The sequence below is a fragment of the Streptomyces sp. NPDC050433 genome (assembly GCF_044458565.1).
Taxonomy (GTDB): Bacteria; Actinomycetota; Actinomycetes; order Streptomycetales; family Streptomycetaceae; genus Streptomyces.
Map to the genome: position 1 here is coordinate 87,980 of NZ_JBITIB010000030.1, position 19,449 is coordinate 107,428.

General features: G+C 69.5%; 16 protein-coding genes and 1 pseudogene. 10 read left to right on the forward strand and 7 right to left on the reverse strand.

What is annotated here, in order from left to right:
• Nucleotides 1–55: 55 nt before the first annotated feature.
• Nucleotides 56–934: a M15 family metallopeptidase gene (locus ACIBLA_RS30205; protein ID WP_363239989.1), complete on the forward strand. Its 879-nt coding sequence runs from the start codon at nucleotides 56–58 to the stop codon at nucleotides 932–934.
• Here the strand turns inward: ACIBLA_RS30205 and ACIBLA_RS30210 are convergent.
• Nucleotides 904–2,253 (reverse strand): MFS transporter, encoded by a 1,350-nt coding sequence (locus tag ACIBLA_RS30210; RefSeq protein WP_363239988.1) that lies wholly within the window; start codon nucleotides 2,251–2,253, stop codon nucleotides 904–906. The two genes, ACIBLA_RS30205 and ACIBLA_RS30210, sit on opposite strands and share 31 nt — an antisense overlap.
• Before the next feature lie 114 nt (nucleotides 2,254–2,367).
• On the reverse strand, nucleotides 2,368–2,727 hold the full coding sequence (locus tag ACIBLA_RS30215) for a metalloregulator ArsR/SmtB family transcription factor (protein WP_363239986.1): 360 nt from the start codon (nucleotides 2,725–2,727) through the stop codon (nucleotides 2,368–2,370).
• A gap of 165 nt (nucleotides 2,728–2,892) precedes the next feature.
• On the opposite strand from ACIBLA_RS30215, the gene ACIBLA_RS30220 reads away from it, so the two are divergent.
• The 4 genes from ACIBLA_RS30220 to ACIBLA_RS30235 all read left to right on the forward strand — a co-directional run bounded on the left by ACIBLA_RS30220 (nucleotide 2,893) and on the right by ACIBLA_RS30235 (nucleotide 7,677).
• Nucleotides 2,893–3,489 (forward strand): hypothetical protein, encoded by a 597-nt coding sequence (locus ACIBLA_RS30220; RefSeq protein ID WP_399200459.1) that lies wholly within the window; start codon nucleotides 2,893–2,895, stop codon nucleotides 3,487–3,489.
• A gap of 55 nt (nucleotides 3,490–3,544) precedes the next feature.
• Nucleotides 3,545–4,273, forward strand: coding sequence for a DUF1775 domain-containing protein (locus ACIBLA_RS30225; RefSeq protein ID WP_363239984.1), 729 nt, complete (start codon nucleotides 3,545–3,547; stop codon nucleotides 4,271–4,273).
• Between the two features lie 146 nt (nucleotides 4,274–4,419).
• Complete coding sequence (locus ACIBLA_RS30230) at nucleotides 4,420–5,082, forward strand: histone deacetylase (RefSeq protein WP_399200460.1); 663 nt, start codon at nucleotides 4,420–4,422, stop codon at nucleotides 5,080–5,082.
• A 228-nt stretch (nucleotides 5,083–5,310) separates the two neighbouring features.
• Nucleotides 5,311–7,677: a glycogen debranching protein gene (locus ACIBLA_RS30235; protein ID WP_399200461.1), complete on the forward strand. Its 2,367-nt coding sequence runs from the start codon at nucleotides 5,311–5,313 to the stop codon at nucleotides 7,675–7,677.
• A 70-nt stretch (nucleotides 7,678–7,747) separates the two neighbouring features.
• Here ACIBLA_RS30235 and ACIBLA_RS30240 read toward each other — a convergent pair whose 3' ends face one another.
• The 3 genes from ACIBLA_RS30240 to ACIBLA_RS30250 all read right to left on the reverse strand — a co-directional run bounded on the left by ACIBLA_RS30240 (nucleotide 7,748) and on the right by ACIBLA_RS30250 (nucleotide 12,764).
• Nucleotides 7,748–9,367 carry an ABC transporter substrate-binding protein gene (locus ACIBLA_RS30240; protein ID WP_399200462.1) on the reverse strand — a complete coding sequence of 540 codons (1,620 nt, stop codon included), beginning with the start codon at nucleotides 9,365–9,367 and terminating at the stop codon, nucleotides 7,748–7,750.
• A gap of 5 nt (nucleotides 9,368–9,372) precedes the next feature.
• Nucleotides 9,373–11,541: a hypothetical protein gene (locus ACIBLA_RS30245; RefSeq protein ID WP_399200463.1), complete on the reverse strand. Its 2,169-nt coding sequence runs from the start codon at nucleotides 11,539–11,541 to the stop codon at nucleotides 9,373–9,375.
• A 122-nt stretch (nucleotides 11,542–11,663) separates the two neighbouring features.
• A complete protein-coding gene (locus tag ACIBLA_RS30250) occupies nucleotides 11,664–12,764 on the reverse strand; it encodes a hypothetical protein (RefSeq protein WP_399200464.1) in 1,101 nt (366 codons plus the stop codon).
• A gap of 409 nt (nucleotides 12,765–13,173) precedes the next feature.
• Here ACIBLA_RS30250 and ACIBLA_RS30255 point away from each other — a divergent pair, with 409 nt between their 5' ends.
• Nucleotides 13,174–13,971, forward strand: coding sequence for a hypothetical protein (locus tag ACIBLA_RS30255; protein WP_363239977.1), 798 nt, complete (start codon nucleotides 13,174–13,176; stop codon nucleotides 13,969–13,971).
• 97 nt (nucleotides 13,972–14,068) lie between these two features.
• Here ACIBLA_RS30255 and ACIBLA_RS30260 read toward each other — a convergent pair whose 3' ends face one another.
• On the reverse strand, nucleotides 14,069–14,989 hold the full coding sequence (locus tag ACIBLA_RS30260) for a bifunctional DNA primase/polymerase (protein ID WP_363239975.1): 921 nt from the start codon (nucleotides 14,987–14,989) through the stop codon (nucleotides 14,069–14,071).
• A 329-nt stretch (nucleotides 14,990–15,318) separates the two neighbouring features.
• On the opposite strand from ACIBLA_RS30260, the gene ACIBLA_RS30265 reads away from it, so the two are divergent.
• The 4 genes from ACIBLA_RS30265 (at nucleotide 15,319) to ACIBLA_RS30280 (ending at nucleotide 19,023) form a co-directional block, all read left to right on the forward strand.
• Nucleotides 15,319–15,624 carry a hypothetical protein gene (locus tag ACIBLA_RS30265; RefSeq protein ID WP_363239974.1) on the forward strand — a complete coding sequence of 102 codons (306 nt, stop codon included), beginning with the start codon at nucleotides 15,319–15,321 and terminating at the stop codon, nucleotides 15,622–15,624.
• 496 nt (nucleotides 15,625–16,120) lie between these two features.
• The gene (locus ACIBLA_RS30270; protein ID WP_363239973.1) at nucleotides 16,121–16,693 is read left to right on the forward strand and encodes a SigE family RNA polymerase sigma factor; all 573 of its coding nucleotides are present in this window, start codon (nucleotides 16,121–16,123) and stop codon (nucleotides 16,691–16,693) included.
• Between the two features lie 201 nt (nucleotides 16,694–16,894).
• On the forward strand, nucleotides 16,895–18,562 hold the full coding sequence (locus tag ACIBLA_RS30275; protein WP_399200465.1) for a long-chain fatty acid--CoA ligase: 1,668 nt from the start codon (nucleotides 16,895–16,897) through the stop codon (nucleotides 18,560–18,562).
• Between the two features lie 248 nt (nucleotides 18,563–18,810).
• Nucleotides 18,811–19,023: a hypothetical protein gene (locus ACIBLA_RS30280; RefSeq protein ID WP_399200466.1), complete on the forward strand. Its 213-nt coding sequence runs from the start codon at nucleotides 18,811–18,813 to the stop codon at nucleotides 19,021–19,023.
• Here ACIBLA_RS30280 and ACIBLA_RS30285 read toward each other — a convergent pair.
• Nucleotides 18,960–19,273, reverse strand: a pseudogene (locus tag ACIBLA_RS30285) (IS481 family transposase); the annotation flags it as partial. The gene ACIBLA_RS30280 and the pseudogene ACIBLA_RS30285 overlap by 64 nt on opposite strands.
• Nucleotides 19,274–19,449 lie beyond the last annotated feature (176 nt).

Here is a 19,449-nt window from a genome sequence, read left to right on the forward strand (position 1 = left end):
GCACAGGCAGTGCAGTCAATTGCTGTCAACTGCCGTCAGAACTCTAAGGATTCCCTTGAACAGCCCCAGCACCGCTCCGGTCCGGCCACCCACTTCCCTGGTGGGCCGCGCCCTCTCGCTCGCCGTGGTCTGCGTCCTGACCGCGACGGCGTGCGCGTCCGGAGGGGACACCGGGACGGACGGCCCCGAAGCCGCCGCGTCGCGGAGCAGCACCCCCACCCCGTCGCCGACGCCGACGGCCGATCCGGTGGTGCGGGACGTGACGCCCGCCCAGTGGCAGCGGATGGTCGAGATCCGCATGTGGCGTGAGGGCTGCCCGGCCACCCGGGAGAGCCTTCGCCGACTGGAGATCAACTACATCGACTTCGGCGGTGAGATACAGCGGGGAGTACTCGTCGTCAACGCCGATATCGCCGAAAACGTCTCCCGCATCTTCACCCGCCTGTTCGACGAGCGGTTCCCCATCGCCCGCATGCAGCCGGTCGAAGCCTACGAAGGGGACAACCAGGCGAGCCTGGAAGACAACAACACCGCGGCGTACAACTGCCGCCGCCCCAACCAGATCAACGCCCCCCTGAAGGAATCCCCTCACGCGAACGGCCGCGCCATCGACATCAACCCCCTGCAGAATCCCTGGATGGATCTCCGCTGCAAGTGCTGGTCCCCGAGCGACCAGTACGCCGAACGCACCCCGGGCAAGGGAGTCATCCTTGAGGGCGGTCTTGTCTGGCAGACCTTCATCGACGAGGGCTGGGTCTGGCAGAACATCAAGGTGCCGGACTACATGCACTTCGACACCGGGTACCCCTCCATCCCCGTGACCGGGAACAGGCCGAGCCCGACGGCGAGCGTGGGCCCACCGTCACCCAGCCCGACCCGCTCGGCGGACAGCCCGTCGCCCGGTCAGACCCGCTCGGCGGTCGGCCAGCGCTGATGCAGCGCGTCGATGCGGTAGTCGTGACCGTGCCGGAACCCCACGGAGGTCGGGATCGCGTCCTGGAGATGCGGGTGACCGTCGGGCAGTTCGACATGGACGTGGTTGAGGCGGTCGGGGTCCCGGCGCGGCCAGATAGCGACCGCGGTGATGGCCGCGGCCAGTGCGAGGGTGGCCAGTACGGCAGCCGAGACGGCCATTCCGGCTTCGGCGGCCAGCCAGCCCGCGAGCGGGTAGGTGAGCAGCCAGCAGCTGTGGGCCAGCGAGAACTGCGCGGCGAACGCGGCCGGGAGATCCACGGCGGCGGCGGAACGCCGCAGCAGACGGCCGCACGGAGTGAGTACCGCCGAGGAGGCCGCACCCAGCAGGGCCCAGGCACTCAGCAGCGACGGCCAGGCCCACGAACCGCCGGCGATCGCGACCGGTGAGAGCAGCGCCAGCACACCGGCCACGACGAACGCCGCCGGCAGCATCACCGTACGGTCGGCCACCCGCTCGAGTACGCGCGGCAGCGCGACAGCGGCGAGCATGGAGCCGACTCCGTACGTGCCCAGGGCCAACGCCACGTCGTTCACGGACCGGCCGAGGTCGTCGCGGACCAGCACCACCGTGTTGACGACGACCATGGCGCCGCCGGCGGCGACGGCCAGGTCCAGCGCCAGCAGGGCCCGCAGCCTGGGAGTGGCCAGGAAGAGGCGCGCGCCGAAGGCCGCTTTCGCGTAGGCGCCACCGGTACGTTCCACCGGCTCGGGCCGGGGCAGCACCACCGAGACCACCAGCACGCCCGAAGCCAGGAAACCCACCGACGTTCCGGCGAACAGCCAGTTGTACGAGATGAGGGACAGCAACGCGGCGGCCAGTGCGGGGCTGAACAGGCTCTCCAAGTCGTAGGCGAGGCGCGAGAGGGACAGGGCCCGTGTGTAGTCGCGCTCGTCGGGGAGCACTTCGGGGATGGTGGCCTGGAAGGCGGGGGTGAAGGCCGCGGACGCGGCTTGCAGCAGAAAGACGAGCAGGTAGACCTGCCACACCTCACTGACGAAAGGCAGCGAGAGCGCGACCACCGCGCGGGTCAGGTCCATCGAGACCAGGAGGGCGCGGCGGGATATCCGGTCGGCGAAGGCGCTGACGACGGGTGCGACCGCGACGTACGCGACCATCTTGATCGCGAGGGCGGTGCCCAGGACGGCGGACGCGTCCGCCCCGGCCATGTCGTAAGCCAGCAGACTCAGTGCGACCGTCGCCAGCCCGGTGCCCGTGAGGGCGATCACCTGGGCCGTGAACAGGCGCCGGTAGACACGGTTGCGCAGAACAGCGAGCACGCGGGACACCCTTGGCCGACGACGGATACCGCCCCTCATCTTATGCACGCGTGCGCAATCAAGCACGCACTTTGGAGATGTCTACCCCCTCGGAGCAACCTCGCGCCAGCTGCCTCAGTCGTGCCAGGGCTCCCCGGTGACCTGGTGATTCGCGTGGCTGATCGCTTCGACGACCAAGCGGCGCAGATGTCCGTCCGTCAGGGTGTAGACCACTCGGCGCCCGTCCTTGCGCGACTGAACCAGCTCGGCGAGACGCAGTTTCGCCAGATGCTGGCTCACGGCGGGCCGCGCCGCCCCGCACGCCTCCGCCAGAGTCGTCACATCGGACTCACCCGCGGTGAGCAGCCACAGCAGGTGCAGTCGCGTCGGGTCGGCGAGCAGGGAGAAGACGGAGGCTGCCGCAGTCAGTTCGCGGGGGCCAGGGGTGTGCTGGTGTGTATCGCTCGCTGTTGAGGGTTCCGGGCGTCCGGGCATGGGGCACATCGTAGGCCCGCCGCCGCAGGATCGGACGCCCGGGGATATACCGGAACTCCTGTCCGGCGATCGGCTGCCATGCCCGATGATGGGGCGGCCATGTGGTGGACGCGTCGTGCCCGCCCAGCGCACCGAGACGGAGCGGATCCGGTCGGCGGTGCGCCGGTGGCGGCTGTTCGCGCCCTGGTGTTCGCCGTGACGAGTACGGGGCTCGCCGTCACCGGCCACCACCTCGCGTCCGGGGGCGAGGTGAACTGGCCGGCGGTGTGGGCCGGATGTGTCCTGCTGTTCCTCCTGACCCTTCCGTTCACGCGCAGACCACGGTCACTGTGCGCCGTGGTGACCGCCACGGGAACAGCACAGGCCGCCGTGCACCTGTGGCTGGCCCGTACCGCACCGGACACGGGGTCTGCCGACGCCCTTCATACGGCGGCCGGTCACGGCTCCACGCACGGCGGTCACGAGGGCTGGCACGCGGGCCATCACGGTGCGGCGATGACGGCGGCGCACATCGCGGCGGCTCTGCTGGTGGCCTGGTCGATGCAGCGTGCGGACGCCTCGTGCTCGGCTCTGGGCGAGCGCCTCGGTGTCGCGCTCGCCGGCCTGTTCGTCCGCCTCGACCCGGCCGGGGCAGCCGTTCCCGTGCCCCGGCTCCTCCGGCCCGTCGGAGAACGGGCGCAGGCACCTTCCCGTGACTCCCAGATGCTGGCGCACGCGGTGACGCGCAGAGGTCCGCCGGCGGAGCCCGCTTCCGCCATCTGACCTCGGGGCACGCCTCGGCGCGCCCGTACACCCTTCATCGTCATGGGAGTTACCCGTGTTCCGTACTTCGGGGCCGCGCGCCCTGCGTCTGTCCGGCATGACCGCCCTGGCCCTGGCCGCGTCCGTCGCACTCGCCACTCCGGCCTCGGCGCATGTCGAAGTGGAGGCGGCGGGCGCCAGCGCCCTCGCGGAGAACGTCACCGTGGACTTCAACGCCGAGACGGAGTCCGACAAGGCGGGGATCACCGAGCTGGAGGTCATCCTTCCCAAGGGCATAGCCCCCGCCGACGTCACGTACAAGGAGGGCCCGAAGGGATGGAAGTTCGCCGTCACCGACCGCGGTTACACCGTGGGCGGCCCGGCGGTCGCCATCGGCAAGGACGCCGCGTACGCCGTCACCGTCCGGCAGCTTCCGGACGCCGAGTCCCTGGCCTTCAAGACCCTCCAGACCTACAGCGACGACCGGGTAGACCGGTGGATCGAGCTGGGAGAGCACGCGGAAGGCGGCCACGGCAACAGCGCACCTGTGCTGAAGCTGGAACCCGCCGAGCCCGGCGCGAAGCCGGTCAGCCCGAGCCCGACCGCCGAACCCACCACGGCCGCGCCCTCCACCCCGGCGGCGAGCGAACCGTCCGAGACCCCGGCCTCCGAGACCGCGGACGCGGCCGACGAGGAGGAGGAAGGCTCGAACACCGTCCTGATCGTCGCTCTCGTGGTGGTCGTCGTCGCTCTCGCCGGCGGCGGCCTCTGGTGGTTCAAGCGCCGGGGCACGAGCACGTCCTGACGCGTCACGCTCTCCGGCGGGCCTTGTCGGTACGGGCCCGCCGGCCGACGCTTCACCCGGTGGGTGATCATGCGGGGAAGGAACGAGGTTGAACGCCCCTGAATGGCGCGCTGACCAGTGCAAACAGACTTCCCGGGAGTGCACGCGTGAAAGCCCTGCAATCTATCGACCCGACGATGCCAGATGATCTCGATCCTGAGTGTGTCTGGTACACGTCATATGGGTCCAACATGCACGTGGACCGTCTCGGGTTCTACATCCGAGGTGGCCAGCCGCCGGGTACTGCGAAGACCTATCCCGGTTGCAGAGACCCGCAGATGCCCAGCCGCTCGATCCCGGTCGAGCTTGGGGGCGCCCTGTACTTCGCGACCGATTCGCCGGTATGGGGAGGCGGCAGGGCGTTCTACGACCCGAGGGCCGAAGGTCGGGTTCTGGCGAGAGCGCACCTGGTGACGACGAGCCAGTTCTCAGACATCGCGGCGCAGGAGATGTACAGGGAGCCAGGCGCAGAGATCGACCTTGCGGAGGTACTGACCCGAGGGACAGCGACCTTGGGTAAGGGGCGATACGAGACGCTGGTGTGCGCCGGCCAAGTGGACGGAGTGCCGGTGTTGACCTTCACGGCCCCTTGGGGCTTGAAGGACGTTCGGTGGAACCCTCCAACTTCTGCGTATGTGCGCTACCTGGCTGCGGGGTTGCTCTCCGCAGACGCGTGGGACGTCGAGACGATCGCTTCGTACGTTGCGACTTGCCCAGGCGCGGCGGGCCACTGGTCGGAACAGGCGCTCGCCGATCTATTGCAGGGATGATCCCGCAGCCTGTGGGGTCATGTGTGGGCCGGCACGCTCTATCTGTGCAAGAGGTAGGTGTGCAGGCGAGCCTCTGACGCGTCGGCTCGGAAGGCGCAGCGTGCCGGAAGGGTTTACGTGGACCGGTCGGCTCGCTATCTTGCGGCAAGTTACAGCAAGGGTTTGCTCGCAGGTTGCAGTGCAGTGCGGCCGCAGCGCTTGCGGCCTCCCGGCCGTGAAGGAGCCGCCGTGCGTCCCCCCACCCGTATCCGTGTCCGAATACGAGGAAAGCTCCGGCATGCGGTGCTCGCCACCGTGGTCCTGTGCGCGGCCCTGGCCGGTCCCGGTGTTCCCGCTGCGGCCGAGGTGTCGGCTCCCGTGGCTGCCGTCGCCCGGAACCTGGGAGCGGCCTACGACTCCAACGGGGCGAACATCGGCTTCCGTGTCTACTCGTCACAGGCGACCCGGATCGACGTCTACCTGTACGCGTCCGCCTCCGGGAGCCAGGAGCGGGTCAGTTATCCGCTGACCAAGGACCCCGCCAGCGGCGTCTGGTCGGTCACCGTGTCCGTCGCGACGCTGCGCGACCAGTACGGCATCACCGGGGCCGTCTACTACGGTTACCGGGCGTGGGGCCCCAACTGGCCGTACACATCAGCCTGGACGAAGGGTTCGTCCGCCGGATTCGTCTCCGATGTCGACTCCGCCGGTAACCGGTTCAACCCGAACAAGCTTCTGACGGACCCCTACGCGCGGGAACTCAGCCATGACCCCCGCACCCCCGCCGTGAGCAGCGAGACCGTCTACGCCTCCGGCCCGCAGTACCGCACCCTCGACAGCGGACCGCAGGCTCCCAAGGGCATCGTGCTGCCCAACGACACCACAGGCACCGGCAGCAAGCCCAGCCGCGCTCTGAAGGACGACGTCGTCTACGAAGTCCATGTCCGCGGCCTCACCAAGAACGATCCCTCCATCCCCTCGGCCGACCGCGGCACCTACAAGGGAGCGGGGCTGAAGGCGGCGAGCCTGGCCGCCCTGGGCGTTACGGCGGTGGAGTTCCTGCCTGTGCAGGAGACCCAGAACGACGCCAACGACGTGGCCCCGAACAGCACGGCCGGGGACAACTACTGGGGCTATTCGACGCTGAACTACTTCGCACCGGACCGTCGTTACGCGTCCGACCGGAGCCCCGGAGGTCCCACCCGCGAGTTCAAGGCGATGGTCAAGGCGTACCACGACGTCGGCATCAAGGTCCTCGTGGATGTCGTCTACAACCACACCGCCGAGGGCGGACCCTGGAACGCCGCCGACAAGAACACCTACAGCCTGCTGTCCCTGCGGGGTCTGGACAACCCCACGTACTACTCGCTCACCTCCGACCGGCAGAGCCCGTGGGACAACACGGGCGTCGGCGGGAACTACAACACCTACAATCCCGTCGCGCAGGACCTCATCGTGGACTCCCTGGCGCATTGGAAGGACACCCTGGGCGTCGACGGCTTCCGCCTGGATCTGGCGTCGGTGCTGGGCAACACCTGTCAGCACGGCTGCTTCCAGTACAACAAGACCGATCCGAACACGGCCTTGAACCGGATCACCGCGACCATGCCCCCGCGCCCTGCCCAGGGCGGCACCGGTGCGGACTGGATCGCCGAGCCCTGGGCGATCGGCTCCGGCACCTACCAGGTGGGCAACTTCCCCGCCGGATGGTCCGAATGGAACGGGATCTTCCGGGACACCCTGCGCCGCGATCAGAACGCCATGGGCTTCCAGAGCGTCACGCCGGCCGAACTCGCCACCCGGTTCGCCGGGTCGTCCGACCTGTATCAGGACGACGGACGGGCGCCCTGGAACTCCGTCAACTTCATGGTCGCCCACGACGGCTTCACCCTCGCCGATCTGTACGCGTGCAACGGCAAGAACAACGGGCAGGCGTGGCCGTACGGTCCCTCCGACGGCGGCTCGGACGACAACATCTCCTGGGACCAGAACGCGAGCGCGGCCGACCAGAGAAAGGCCGCCCGCAACGGCATGGCCTTCCTGATGCTGTCCGCCGGAACGCCCATGTTCAACGGCGGTGACGAGTACCTGCGCTCCCTGCGGTGCAACAACAACCCGTACAACCTGGACTCGTCGGCCAACTGGCTCAGCACCACGTACACCACCGACCAGAGCACCTTCCGCGTCTTCACCGAGCGCCTGATCGCCTTCCGTAAGGCACACCCCGCGCTGCGCCCGGCCGGCTTCTACAGCGGCTCGGACACCAACGGCAACGGCATGCCCCAGATGAGCTGGTACACCCCTGGCGGCTCCACGCCGGATGCGGCGTACTGGGACAGTCCCTCGAACCACGCGCTCGCCTGGCGCATCGACGGAACCGAGTTGGGCGATTCGAGCAGCGCCCTGTACGTCGGTTACAACGGCTGGTCCGGTGATGTCGACTTCACCCTCCCGTCCCCGGGGGCGGGCAAGCAGTGGTACCGAGTGACGGATACCTCCGCCTGGGCCGAGGGCCCCGGCCAGGTCGCTTCTCCCGGTGCCGAGGCCGTTGTCGGGGGCGCCGGCAACAGCTACCGGCTCGGCGGGCGCTCGCTGCTCGTCCTGATCGCGAAATAGCGAGGTTCTTCGCAGGCCGGAGTCGGTCGGGTGACCTCTGAGCGAAGGTCACCCGACACAGGGCACATCGTCAGGAAGTGCTGCTGGGAATCACGCAGTTCTTCGGCTGCTCCCGGCCGGTGGGCCACCCCAGGCCGACGAACCTCAGCTTGCCGGGGCCCTTGAGGCCCGGATCCAGTTCGACGACCGCGACGGGCTTGTCGTACGGGTTTCCGCCGCTGGTCAGGCATATCAGGCCGCTCGTGCCCTGCACGCGGTGGCGGGACTGGAGCAGCGACCACTGCCTGCCGACGTCCTCACGGCTGGGCACCGCCGCGGTGCCGCCGCTCTGCGCCTGGCGCAGAGCCTTGCCGATCGAGATGAGCCCGTCGTACACGAGCATCGTCCGGGAGTCCTCCAGGTTCGGGGTGGAGCCGAGGCTCGTCCCGTCGCCTCGCGTGGTCTCGATCCGGTTCATCAGGGTGTTCAGTGCCGCCTGGGGCTCGGTGAGGTACTGGGGCAGCTCCTCCTCGGTCGGCTCGCGGTCGCGGGCCGCGTCCCACTCCTTGTTCCAGCGGACCAGCTCGGTCCGCCAGGCGTCCGGGTGCGCGGGGGCGGCATACTGCACCGTCACCTTCGCCCGGCCGTCCTCGCCGCGCAGCCGCGCCCAGTCCTTCTCCGACATGTCCTGACGCAGCGAGGCGGCGTCGGAACCGCTGACGATGGTGTAGTGCCGGTCCTCGCAGCCCACTTGGGCGAGTTTGAGCGCGAAGATCCGCAGGTGCAGCGTGCGCCCCGCGAAATAGATCATGTCGGCCCGGGAGTCGCAGAGGTTGTTGGCCAGCTGGGTGAACTGGTTGCCGGTCGAGCCCGCCTCGTCGATCGCGGGGGACTCGAAGGGCATCGGGGCGGGACCGACGGGACCCTCCTCCTCGATCCCGCTGAACGCCTTCGCCAGAGACTCGTTGTACCTGTCGGGGCGCTTGTCGTAGACCAGTACCGTCCTGAGGTTCTCCCGGCCCCGGTCGCCGTTGAAGTTGGCCAGCGCCCGGGCCGCGTCGTGGTTGGTGGGGATGATCCGGGCCAGGCCGGGGAACCGCTGTTGTACGATCCCGTCCGCCGCTTCCTCGTTCGCGATCCGGTCCCCGGTGATCCGGGAGCCAAGCACCGGGATCTTGTGCTGCGTCAGACGCTTGACGGCCGCCTCTGTCGTATCGAGGCTGAGGTTGAAGCCCGTGACGGCGCGCAGCCGGTCCTTGGGCGAGTCGGCCATCCGCAGAAGGGTGTCCACGACCCTCTTCTGGTGCTCGTAGTTCCGTCCGGGATTGGCCAGCACCAGACGGATCTTCGGCGGTTCCCCCTCGCCCTCGTTGGCCTGCCGCTGCCCCAGATACGCGCCCTGGAGGTCGCTGCGCATCTGCCGGCGCAGCGCCGCCCTGTCCGACTGGAGCGGCAACATCATCGCCACCGTGACGTGCGGCTGATCGTCGATCCTCTCGTTCTCGCGGGAGATGGCACGGGCCACGTCGGCGATCTCGGGTGTGCCGAAGTCGTAGGCCGCGCCGTCGACGCCGATGCACTCACCGCCGATCCGCTCGATCCCGTCGGTGCAGGTGTCCGGTTTCTGGACGAGATAGCCGATGGTCAAGCCGAGCGCCACGACCGCCGCCACGCCCAGTACGGCGTAGAGGATCTTCTTCCACCTGGGCATCCCCGTTACCTCCGTCGCCCGAGCCGTTGGGTACAGGTGCAGCGCAGCAAGGGCTGCTCGTTCTTCGCCAGGTCGCTCCACTCCGTGGCCGTCCTGCTGAGCAGTCCCGCGCCGTCGAAGTCCATGATCGAGAGACGGCCCAGCAACGTGGCCAGGGTGTCGGCCGTCTCCTTTCCGGTCGGCCTGGTCCGCTCCTCGCACAGCCACACCGCGTTCAGCAACTGGTCGACCGTGCGGCGCAGCGCGGGTCCGTCCGCGGCCACCAGGCCCTCAGCACGTTCCCGCCGGCCGTCCGCCCCGCCCGGATACGGCGCCTGGGCGACCTCCAGCAGCTCCGCGCACCACTCGCGGGGCCGACCGGGCAGTGTGGCGGCCAGATGGCCGACCACATCGTCGACGCCGCCGGACACCAGGTGGTGGTTCATCCGATGCGCCATGACCGAACGGAACGCCCCACCGTCCGGCGCCCCTTCGTCGGCCGCACGTCCCGCGTAGTGGTCCCGCAGCAGATGGTGGTCCGCGTACCAGGCGGCACCGCCGGGGCGCAGGCCGTACAGCCGGTGCACCAGCAGCTGGCGCAGCCCGAAGTCCCCTATGAAATGCCGTTCGCAGCTGGGCCACCCGGTGTCGATGAGCAGCTGTGTCACCTGATGCACCGTCAAGTGATGGACGCGGCCCGCCTGATGATGGCGAAGCAGGACGTCCGCGCATTCCTCGTCGTGCGCCACCGACAGGTGGGTCAGCAGACCGAGCCACTGGTCGTGGTGCCTGTCCGGTAACTGCACCGGCAGTTGCTCCAGGACCAGCTCCCGCAGCAGCACGTCCGCCACCGGCTGTTCGGGGCCGCTGTCGCCCGGGAGCCGCAGCGAGGCGTCCAGTACGTCCCGGTCATTGGCGTCCGCCGGCATGCGGAAGGCGGCGGCAGCGGCGGCCAGCCGGAGCACCATGTGCGGCCGTCCGCCGCTCAGCCGTGCCACGGCGGAGTCGATACGGCGGCGGTTCGCGCCGCCCTCCGGCTCCGTACGCTGCTGTCTTCGCGCGGTCTCCGCGCGTAGCTGGTCGCCGGTGAGAACAGGCATGCGCAGCAGAAGTACCCCGTCGGCCAACGGCGCCTGGTCCGCTCCCGTGACCGTGCGCCGGGACCACTGGGGGGCGCCGCCGTCGGCGGGCCGGAACTCGGCCGGGGCCACCGCCTCCTCCGGCGGCAGCCCCCCGTGCAGGAAGGCGCCGCCGTCCGCCCGGCGCGCCGTGCCCGCGATCACCACGCGGTCGCGCTGCCCGCCCCGGCGGTCGGTGAGTACGCCGCGCAGCAGCCGCTCGCCCAGGGGCGACTCGGCCCGGTCCAGCAGCAGCCCCGGCCGGCCGACCCGGCGCAGCCAGCCGGCCGCCCCGGCGTACGCCGCCTCCAGGTCCTCGCGCAGCGCCCGGAAGAGGAAGCTCTCCGCGAGCTCCCGGTCGTCGCCGCCGGCCCGGAAGTCGCCGGCGAGATCGCGCAGCCCGAACTTGGGTTGACCGCCCGCGCTGGGATACGCGCCGTAGATACGCTCCAGTTCCGCCCTGCCGCGGGGTGCCAGGCGTTCGAAGAGGGCGTCCAGCAGCGCGTTGGTCATCGCCGCCGAGTACGGGTCGAGAGTCTGCCCGGCCAGAGTCATCAGCAGGTTCCGGATGGTTCCCGGGAGCAGGCCCCGCCCGAATTCGCCCGGCCCCAGCCCGCGGAGGCGCGGTCTCTGGGGCAGTGCCTCGTACCGTTCGACCTCCGTCGCGACCGCCGCGGGGGTGCCCTCCGAGACGCCGGTGGCGATCATCGCGAGGCCCGTGAAGAGACGGGGGAAGGTGAACGAGCCGCCCGTCCCCTGCCAGGTGCACAGCCGCTGGGCGACCTCGACCAGGGCCTCGGTCATGTCCGAGCGGGCGCCGGGCTCCGGCGCCGCCCGGTCCGCGTACACCGGCGAACCGCAGTCCAGATGGATCACCGGCACCTTGGTGGCGAAACCGTCCCGCACCGCGCGCAGCAGCCGCCCCTTGCCCATGCCGGGGCCACCGGTGAGCAGCACCACGGGAAGGTCGGGGCCGTACAGCGCCTTCCGGTCGGCACCCGAAGGTGATCGCCCGAACAAGTGCGCGAAGAAGCCGTCCTCTTTGAGGAGCTCCTCGAACCCCAGGCCTTCACTCACGGACCCCCCACTGAAGAGCTCTCCCGCCCGGAGCGGATGACCGGCGACCGATGTGCCAGAAAACATTCAGTGGAACACGAGTTCTTCTGTCGAGCAACGATGCCTACGTGGACGGGGGGACCTCACGGGGTCCGTTGGAGCGTGGCCAGGAGCCAGGGCATGTTCTTCTTGTCCGCGACCACGAGCACCGGTACGCCTCCGTCCTCGCACTCCAGCACCACCGCCTTGCTGCCGTAGTCGAGGTGGTCGGGGTCCCTCCAGTACGGCGGGCGGACGCGGACAGCGGTCAGGGTGGTGGGGATCGGCCGGCGGAACGTGGCGCCCGTGTGGTCCGGGGAGGACGCCAGTGATGTGGGGCCGGCCACCAGGAAGCCCGGGCCCAGGGTCGCGTACGGGACTTCGCCCACGATCCGGGCCGCGAAGACATGGTCCTCGGTGGGAGGCGTCGGCGTCATGGTGATCGTGTCGTCGCCGCCCTGGCGGCGGGCCAGGATGACGGCGGCCGACAAGGAGGCCACCAGCGTCACCAGTGCGCCCAGGGCGAAGAGCTGGAGTGCCGCGCCGAACTCGTCGGTGACCAGCGGCGCACCCGCGCCGAACATGGTGAGGAAGAGCGAACCCACCAGCGGGACGCCGAGCTGCCAGGGGGCGGCCTTGGCCGAGACCTGGGAGTGCCGGGCCCACCAGTACCAGATCCACAGGAAGCCCAGGCTGAAGGAGCCGAGGGCGAGGCCGAAGGCGCCGAAGGGCTTGTAGTCGCCGCGCGGGTCCGCCGTCGTGTAGTGGCGGCCGGAGCCGGTGTCGGAGCCGGTGTCGGAGCCCGTGTCGACGCCGGTGTCGGAGTCGAAGTCGACGTAGCGGATCTGGCCCCGCCAGTACGTGACCTCGACACGCGTTCCCGCCCAGGCCGTCGGCGGCTCCGGGGCGTCGCCCCACAGACGCGGACTGCTGGACGTACCGTCCGCCTCGGTGACGTACAGGAAGTACGACGCCGTCTTCTTGCCCTCCACGCGCTCGGTCCGGTCGACCCGCGCCGCCGTCGTACGCAGGCAGTCGTCGCCCGAGTCGCAGCTGACGGCGGCCCGGAAGGCGCGTTCCTCGGCGAGTTCGCCGCGCACGTTGACCAGCAGCAGCCACGCCGCCACCAGTGCGCACAGGGAGCCGATCACCGCGGCGCGGCGCATCGCCGTGCGGTTACGCGGAAGGGTCTTCGCGGGAGTCACCCGCGCATTGTGCGGTGGTGACAGTGGGAAGCGACACGGGGGAGGTGTGCATTTCAGGGGTGCTGATTGTTGCCGGTTGTCGGCAATGTGAGTGGGGTGGGACGGGGAGCCGGACCGGTCGGCCGGTCATCGTTCCTCCACATCTCGACGCACAACCACGTCTGGAATTCCGGTGTCTAGCAGATGACCAGCGGAATACGTTCGAGTACGTACGAGGAGACTCACCGTGCGCCATCACACACGCCCACCGCGCTTGCACCGCCTGTCGCGCCGACCGGACCGACCGGACCGACCGCACAGACCGCGCCTGACCTCAACAGCCCTGGCCGCAGCCGCGGTTGCCGCCGCGCTGCCGCTCGCCCTCGCGCCCGGCGCATACGCGGACGAGCCCATCGCGCCGGATCTGACCGTGTCTGAGCTGTCGGGGAATCAGCTCAGCCCCGGCGAGGTCCGCAAGGACTCCGTCACCCTCACCAACAACGGCACCGCCGCCACCGACGGTGTCACCTTCCGGCTGCGGCTCACGCGCGGGCTGGCCTTCACAGAGCCCGTCGACGGCTGTGCGTACTCGACGGTCGGTGACAAGATCAGGCAGGCCGTGTGCGAGCTGGACGTCGGCATCGCGCCCGGTGAGAGCTACACGGTGCCGGTGAAGTTCAAGGCGCTGAAGAAAGCGCTGATGGAGGTCGTCGAGTACGGCACGAGCCGCACCGGCGAAGGTCCGGGCGAGGGCTACGACCAGGCCCACCGCCGGCTCGCGCTGGACACCGACAACTCGGCCGATCTCGTCGCGACGGGGGACGAGGCCGCGGGGAAGCCCGGCAGCAAGGTCATCGTCACGCCCTCGATCCGCAACGACGGACCGGGCTGGATCCAGAACAACGTGAGCGACGACCACCCGGCGCTCCTGGTGAACATCCCCAAGGGCACGAAGGCCGTCGAAGTCCCCGAGGAGTGCAGGCCGTTCGGGATCGACGGGCCGACCGGGCCTTCGGAACCGGGGCACCCGAAGTACGTCTGCCAGGAGGACGACTACACCCTGGACGTCGGGGAGATCGAGGCGTTCGCCATCGTCCTGAAGATCGACAAGGGGCGTCCGGCCGACACGTCCGGGGTGGTCAAGGCCACCTCGAACTACGACATCGACCCGGTCTACGACCTCAACAAGACCAACAACAAAGCTGTGTTGAGCATCGACGTGCGGTAGGCGTCATCAGTGGACGCGGTGGGTGGGTTCGCCGGCCACAGGCCGGTGGACGCCCCTTCCCGCTGAGCCTCAGAGCCCGCACAGCCCCCAGAGCCCTCTACGCCGGCCCTGCCGTCAGGCGTGACGCCGAGGCGATCGTGGCGCGCGCCTCGTGTTCGGTCAGCCCCGTGCGTACGGCGGCGTCGACGAGCCTCTCCGCGAGCGAGTCGCCGAAGCCGTGCTCGTACGCCCGGCAGGCCGCCCAGAACAGCCGGGTGTTGCGCTGACCCGCGTGCGCGGCGAGTACGAACTGCACCAGGCCGTGGCCCTGCGCCGGCCGGCCCCGGTGTCCTCCCGGCCCCGAGTGGCGACCGCGCTCGGGGGGCGTGAGCAGGCGCAGCAGGGCGCGCGGGCAGGGCGCCGGAGTGAGTGCGGCCGAGCCGGGGGCGAGGCGGTACGCGCCACGGGCGGTGACGGAGCCGGGCCCGACGAGATAGCCGCCCGTGCCTCGTACGTCGATACCGGGTGCCAGGCGGCCCGCCGAGTTGGGGACCGTGATTCCGGCCGGGCCCGACAGCCATATGTGCCGGCCGCCGCTCGGGGTGAGTACGACCACGGTCTCCGGCAGCGTGAACAGGTGCTGGAAGGCGAGCTGCTGGAGCGCGGCCACCGAGTCCGGCGTGGGGTCTGCCGGGTCGGGACGTCCACCGGCCGCCCCCGTCGGCGTCACGTCCAGGTCGATGCCGATCAGGTGGTGCGGCGCCCGTCCGCAGGCGATGCCGTAACCCGTCGCCCGGGGCGCGGCGGCGAACAGTGCCCGTACGGCGGCGGGGTCGGTCGTCGCGTCGTGCACGCCGTGCCCGACCCGGCCGCACTCGCCCCGGCAGGGATGGGCTCCGGAACCTGGCTCGTCCCGGTGGGGGGAGCGCAGGGCGGGGAGCTTGCTGGGGGACAGCGGGATGACGGGGAACCCGCTTTCGGCTGCTGAGAGGGCGTATGCGAGGGCCAGGGTGGTCGTGTGCCGGGCGGTGATGGCCATGGGTCTATGTTCGCACTGATGTTCGAAGAACGGGAGTGGGAAAGATTGGCCGAAAGTGTGCCGAAACGCTTCACCCCTTGCGGGGGCAGGGTCATGGCGGGACCTGTACGCGTGCATACCGGCCGAACTGGCCTGTTGATGTCGTGAAGAGGGTTTATCGACATGTCCTCACGCTTGCGAGGGAATAACCCGCTCATGTCTGGTTCGCCGGGGATTCGGTGGGCAATTGTTGGTCCGCGACGTCGAGCACAACGTCGGGGCGGTCGGCCAACTGTCCTGGCAAAAGCCGTACTTCTCGTTCAGAAGATCTCGTTCCTGGAGGAACTGACATGGCAAGCTTCCGTACCGCCCGCGTCTTCGCCGCCGTCGCCGCTCTGCCTCTCGCCGCGGCTCTCTTCACCGGCTCGGCGTCGGCCGACGACTTCGCGGACGACGGATCGAACGCCAGCGTGGCCACGATCGTGGGCAGTGGTGTCGGCGACGACAACTCGGGCAACTCGACGACGACCCAGCAGGTGGCGACCGGCGCGGGTGCGTCGAACCAGAACAACACCGCCAATGTGAACGGCTCGGGCCTCACAGTGATCGACCAGTCCAACGAGAACATCGCGGTGAACTTCGCCAACCTCTGGTAACACGCGGCCCGACGGGGGGCCTGACTGAGGGGTGAGCGACGGTCTGCGCGACGGTACTTCGGTGCCGTCGCGCAGACCGTCCTCGTTTCGCCCCTGCCGACCGCGCGCGCCTCCCCCGTAACCGCCCCGCGCGTCGCCCCCGCTCTCCAACCACGGGTAGACGCCCGGCACCGCGGGTAGTACACGCCGCGGCACGCTTCTCCCTCCTCACAAAGGTGTACGGCTCCGACACCCCCGCCCTCCCGTCGCGCGGCCCGCACCGCTCCCACCTGCGGATTCGGCCTCGGAGCCGTTCCCGCAAGGCCGCACAGCCGCCGCGCCGCGGACCGCCGAAGATCGACAGCGACCCTCCCCCTCGGGGGCCGACCCTGACGAGAGTGCTCAGCTCCTCCGTCTTCAGGAGGTGCACCCAGCACCACTCCTACTCCCTGAGGCGGACGCAGCTTCGGGACCTGGGGCCGATCCCCTGAGAGGGGCCCGCTCCTAGCGTGGAGCCATGACCACGCCCGTCTGCACGAGCGCCTCCACGGCCGTCTCGTATCCGCCGTACCACCCCAACTCGCATCCACCCGCGTCCTACAAGTCCTTCTCGTCGTACGTACGGGCGCGGGGGCCCGTGCTGCTGCGGACAGCTCGCTCGCTCACCGCCAATCCGAGCGACGCCGAGGACCTTCTCCAGACCGCGCTCACCAAGACGTATGTCGCCTGGGACCGGATCGAGGACCACCGGGCCCTCGACGGGTACGTCCGCCGGGCCCTCGTCAACACCCGTACCTCGCAGTGGCGCAAGCGTAAGGTCGACGAGTTCGCCTGCGAGGAACTGCCCGAGCCGTCCGGCCTTCCCGCCCCCGACCCCGCCGAGGAGCAGGTGCTCCACGACGCCATGTGGCGCGCGGTGATGAAGCTGCCCGACCGGCAGCGCGCGATGGTGGTGCTCCGCTACTACGAGGACCTGAGCGAGGTGCAGACCGCCGAGGTGCTGGGGGTCTCCGTCGGTACGGTCAAGAGCGCGGTGTCGCGCGCGCTCGGGAAGCTGCGCCAGGACCCGGAGTTGGCGCCGGTCCGCTGACGGGCCGTTTCGCTGACGGGCCGTCCCGCTCGGCATCGAGTCTTTTCCACTCCCGCGTAGTGACATACCGCGTGGTATGCGCGCAGAATCTCCGCACAACCTTTGTGCCTTTCTGCCACTCCAGGCCACTCCAGGCCACGCCATGCCACGCCGCTGTCGCGCAGTGCTCGCGCCCGCGCCAGCACCCACCGGGAGGACGCCGTGCTGAGCACCATGCAGGACGTACCGCTGACAGTGACCCGCATCCTGCGCCACGGGATGACCATCCACGCGAAGTCACAGGTCACCACCTGGACAGGGGAGAGCGAGCCGCAGCGTCGCAGTTTCGCCGAGATCGGCGCCCGCACGGCGCAGCTCGCCGGCGCGCTGCGCGACGAACTCGGTGTCACGGGTGACGAGCGGATCGCCACTCTCATGTGGAACAACTCCGAACATGTTGAGGCATACTTCGCGATTCCCTCCATGGGGGCTGTCCTCCACACGCTCAACCTGCGCCTTCCGCCGGAGCAGTTGGTCTGGATCGTCAACCACGCCGCCGACCGCGTCGTCCTCGCGAACGGCTCCCTGCTGCCGCTCCTCACCCCGCTCCTGCCCCATCTGCCGACCGTCGAGCACGTCGTCGTCTCCGGCCCCGGAGACCGGGGGCCGCTCGCCCAGGCCGTCGCCGCGACCGGCGGACGCGTCCAGGTGCACGAGTACGAGGACCTGATCGCCGGCCGCCCCACCACGTACGACTGGCCCGAGCTGGACGAACGCAGTGCCGCCGCCATGTGCTACACCTCCGGCACCACCGGGGAGCCCAAGGGCGTCGTCTACTCGCACCGTTCGATCTATCTGCACTCCATGCAGGTCAACATGGCCGAGTCGATGGGGCTGACGGACAAGGACACGACCCTCGTCGTCGTACCGCAGTTCCATGTGAACGCCTGGGGCCTGCCGCACGCCACCTTCATGACCGGCATCAGCATGCTGATGCCCGACCGCTTCCTCCAGCCCGCCCCGCTGGCCGACATGATCGAGCGCGAGAAGCCCTCGCACGCCGCCGCCGTGCCGACGATCTGGCAGGGGCTGCTCGCCGAGGTCACCGCCAAACCGCGCGATCTGTCGTCCATGGTCCGCGTCACGATCGGCGGTTCCGCCTGTCCGCCCGCGCTGATGGAGGCGTACGACAAGCTCGGCGTACGGCTCTGCCACGCCTGGGGTATGACGGAGACCTCGCCGCTCGGTACGACGTCCAACCCGCCCGCAGGTCTCACCGCCGAGGAGGAGTGGCCGTACCGCATAACGCAGGGCCGCTTCCCGGTCGGCGTCGAGGCGCGGCTGACCGGTCCCGGCGGCGACACGCTGCCGTGGGACAACGAGTCGGCCGGTGAGCTCGAGGTACGCGGGGCGTGGATCGCCGCCGCGTACTACGGCGGTTCCGACGCCGAACCGCTCAGGCCCGAGGACAAGTTCAGCGACGACGGCTGGCTGAAGACGGGCGACGTGGGTGTCATCAGCCCCGACGGCTATCTCACCCTCACCGACCGCGCGAAGGACGTCATCAAGTCCGGCGGTGAGTGGATCTCCAGCGTGGAGCTGGAGAACGCGCTCATGGCGCATCCGGATGTCGCCGAGGCCGCGGTCGTCGCCGTGCCCGACGAGAAGTGGGGCGAACGGCCCCTCGCGACAGTGGTGTTGAAGGACGGTGCGAACGCCGACTACGAGTCGCTGAGGACCTTCCTGGCCGGCAGCATCGCCAAGTGGCAGCTGCCGGAGCGGTGGTCGGTGGTGGAGTCGGTGCCGAAGACGAGCGTCGGCAAGTTCGACAAGAAGAAGATTCGTGAAGCACACAGATTGGGTCGGCTCGACGTGACCAAGCTCAGCTGACCTCGGCTGAGCATCGTACGGAGCCCTTGGCAGCCGCCAGGGGCTCTTCTTGTTTCTCTGGGGCCTGGCGGGTCAAGCCTGGCCCGAAGAGCACTACAGGGGCCCGCTTGAGGCAGCGCGGCCGAGCCCGGGGCAGCCGTGTACCCGACTACGCGAATATTCGCGTTGCCGCGTGGACCCGGGGCGGGCACGTCCGTACCGTCGTTCCCGAGGGCCCCAACAGGAGCCACACGCAAGGGGGTTTCAGCATGGCGCGCGAGGAACTGACCCGGCTCACCGGCAACGGAAACGGCAACTGCGGGAAGGACGACTGCCCGAACGTCTACCGGACCGCATCCGGTTCGTTCGTCGTCCAGGGCGACGTATCCAACGCCTTCACGCCGCCGGACAGCGAAGGGTGCGCGCGCTGCCAGAACTCGACGGCGGTTTCCTTCTTCTCGTCGGTGAGGATCTCGCTGTAGGCCAGGCGGGAGTGGTCGTCGACGGCGTTGTGTAGGAAGCTCGTGCCGGCGCTGGCGTGGTTTTGCGGCCGACGGCCCGGCCGAGGACCTTGTGGCCGCCGCCGTTGGGGATGCTCCCGGGTTTCTTGATGTCGACGTGGACCAGGTCGCCTGGGGCGGTGTGCTCGTAGCGCCGGATCGTGCGGCCGGTCGCGCGGTCCAGGTGGGTCGGGTAGGCCAGCCGGTGGCGGGTCAGGACGCGGTGGACGGTGGGAAACCCGGAAGGCCCTCACTCGTTCAAGATCACCCCACCGTGATCACTGTCACCAACCTCCGTGGACAGAACACCTAATGTCCTGCGCCTGAAATCCTGGCGATATATTTCGCTAACGAGTTGAGGATTTCGTCGGCGCTCTTGGTCCATGTGAACGGCTTGGGGTTCTCGTT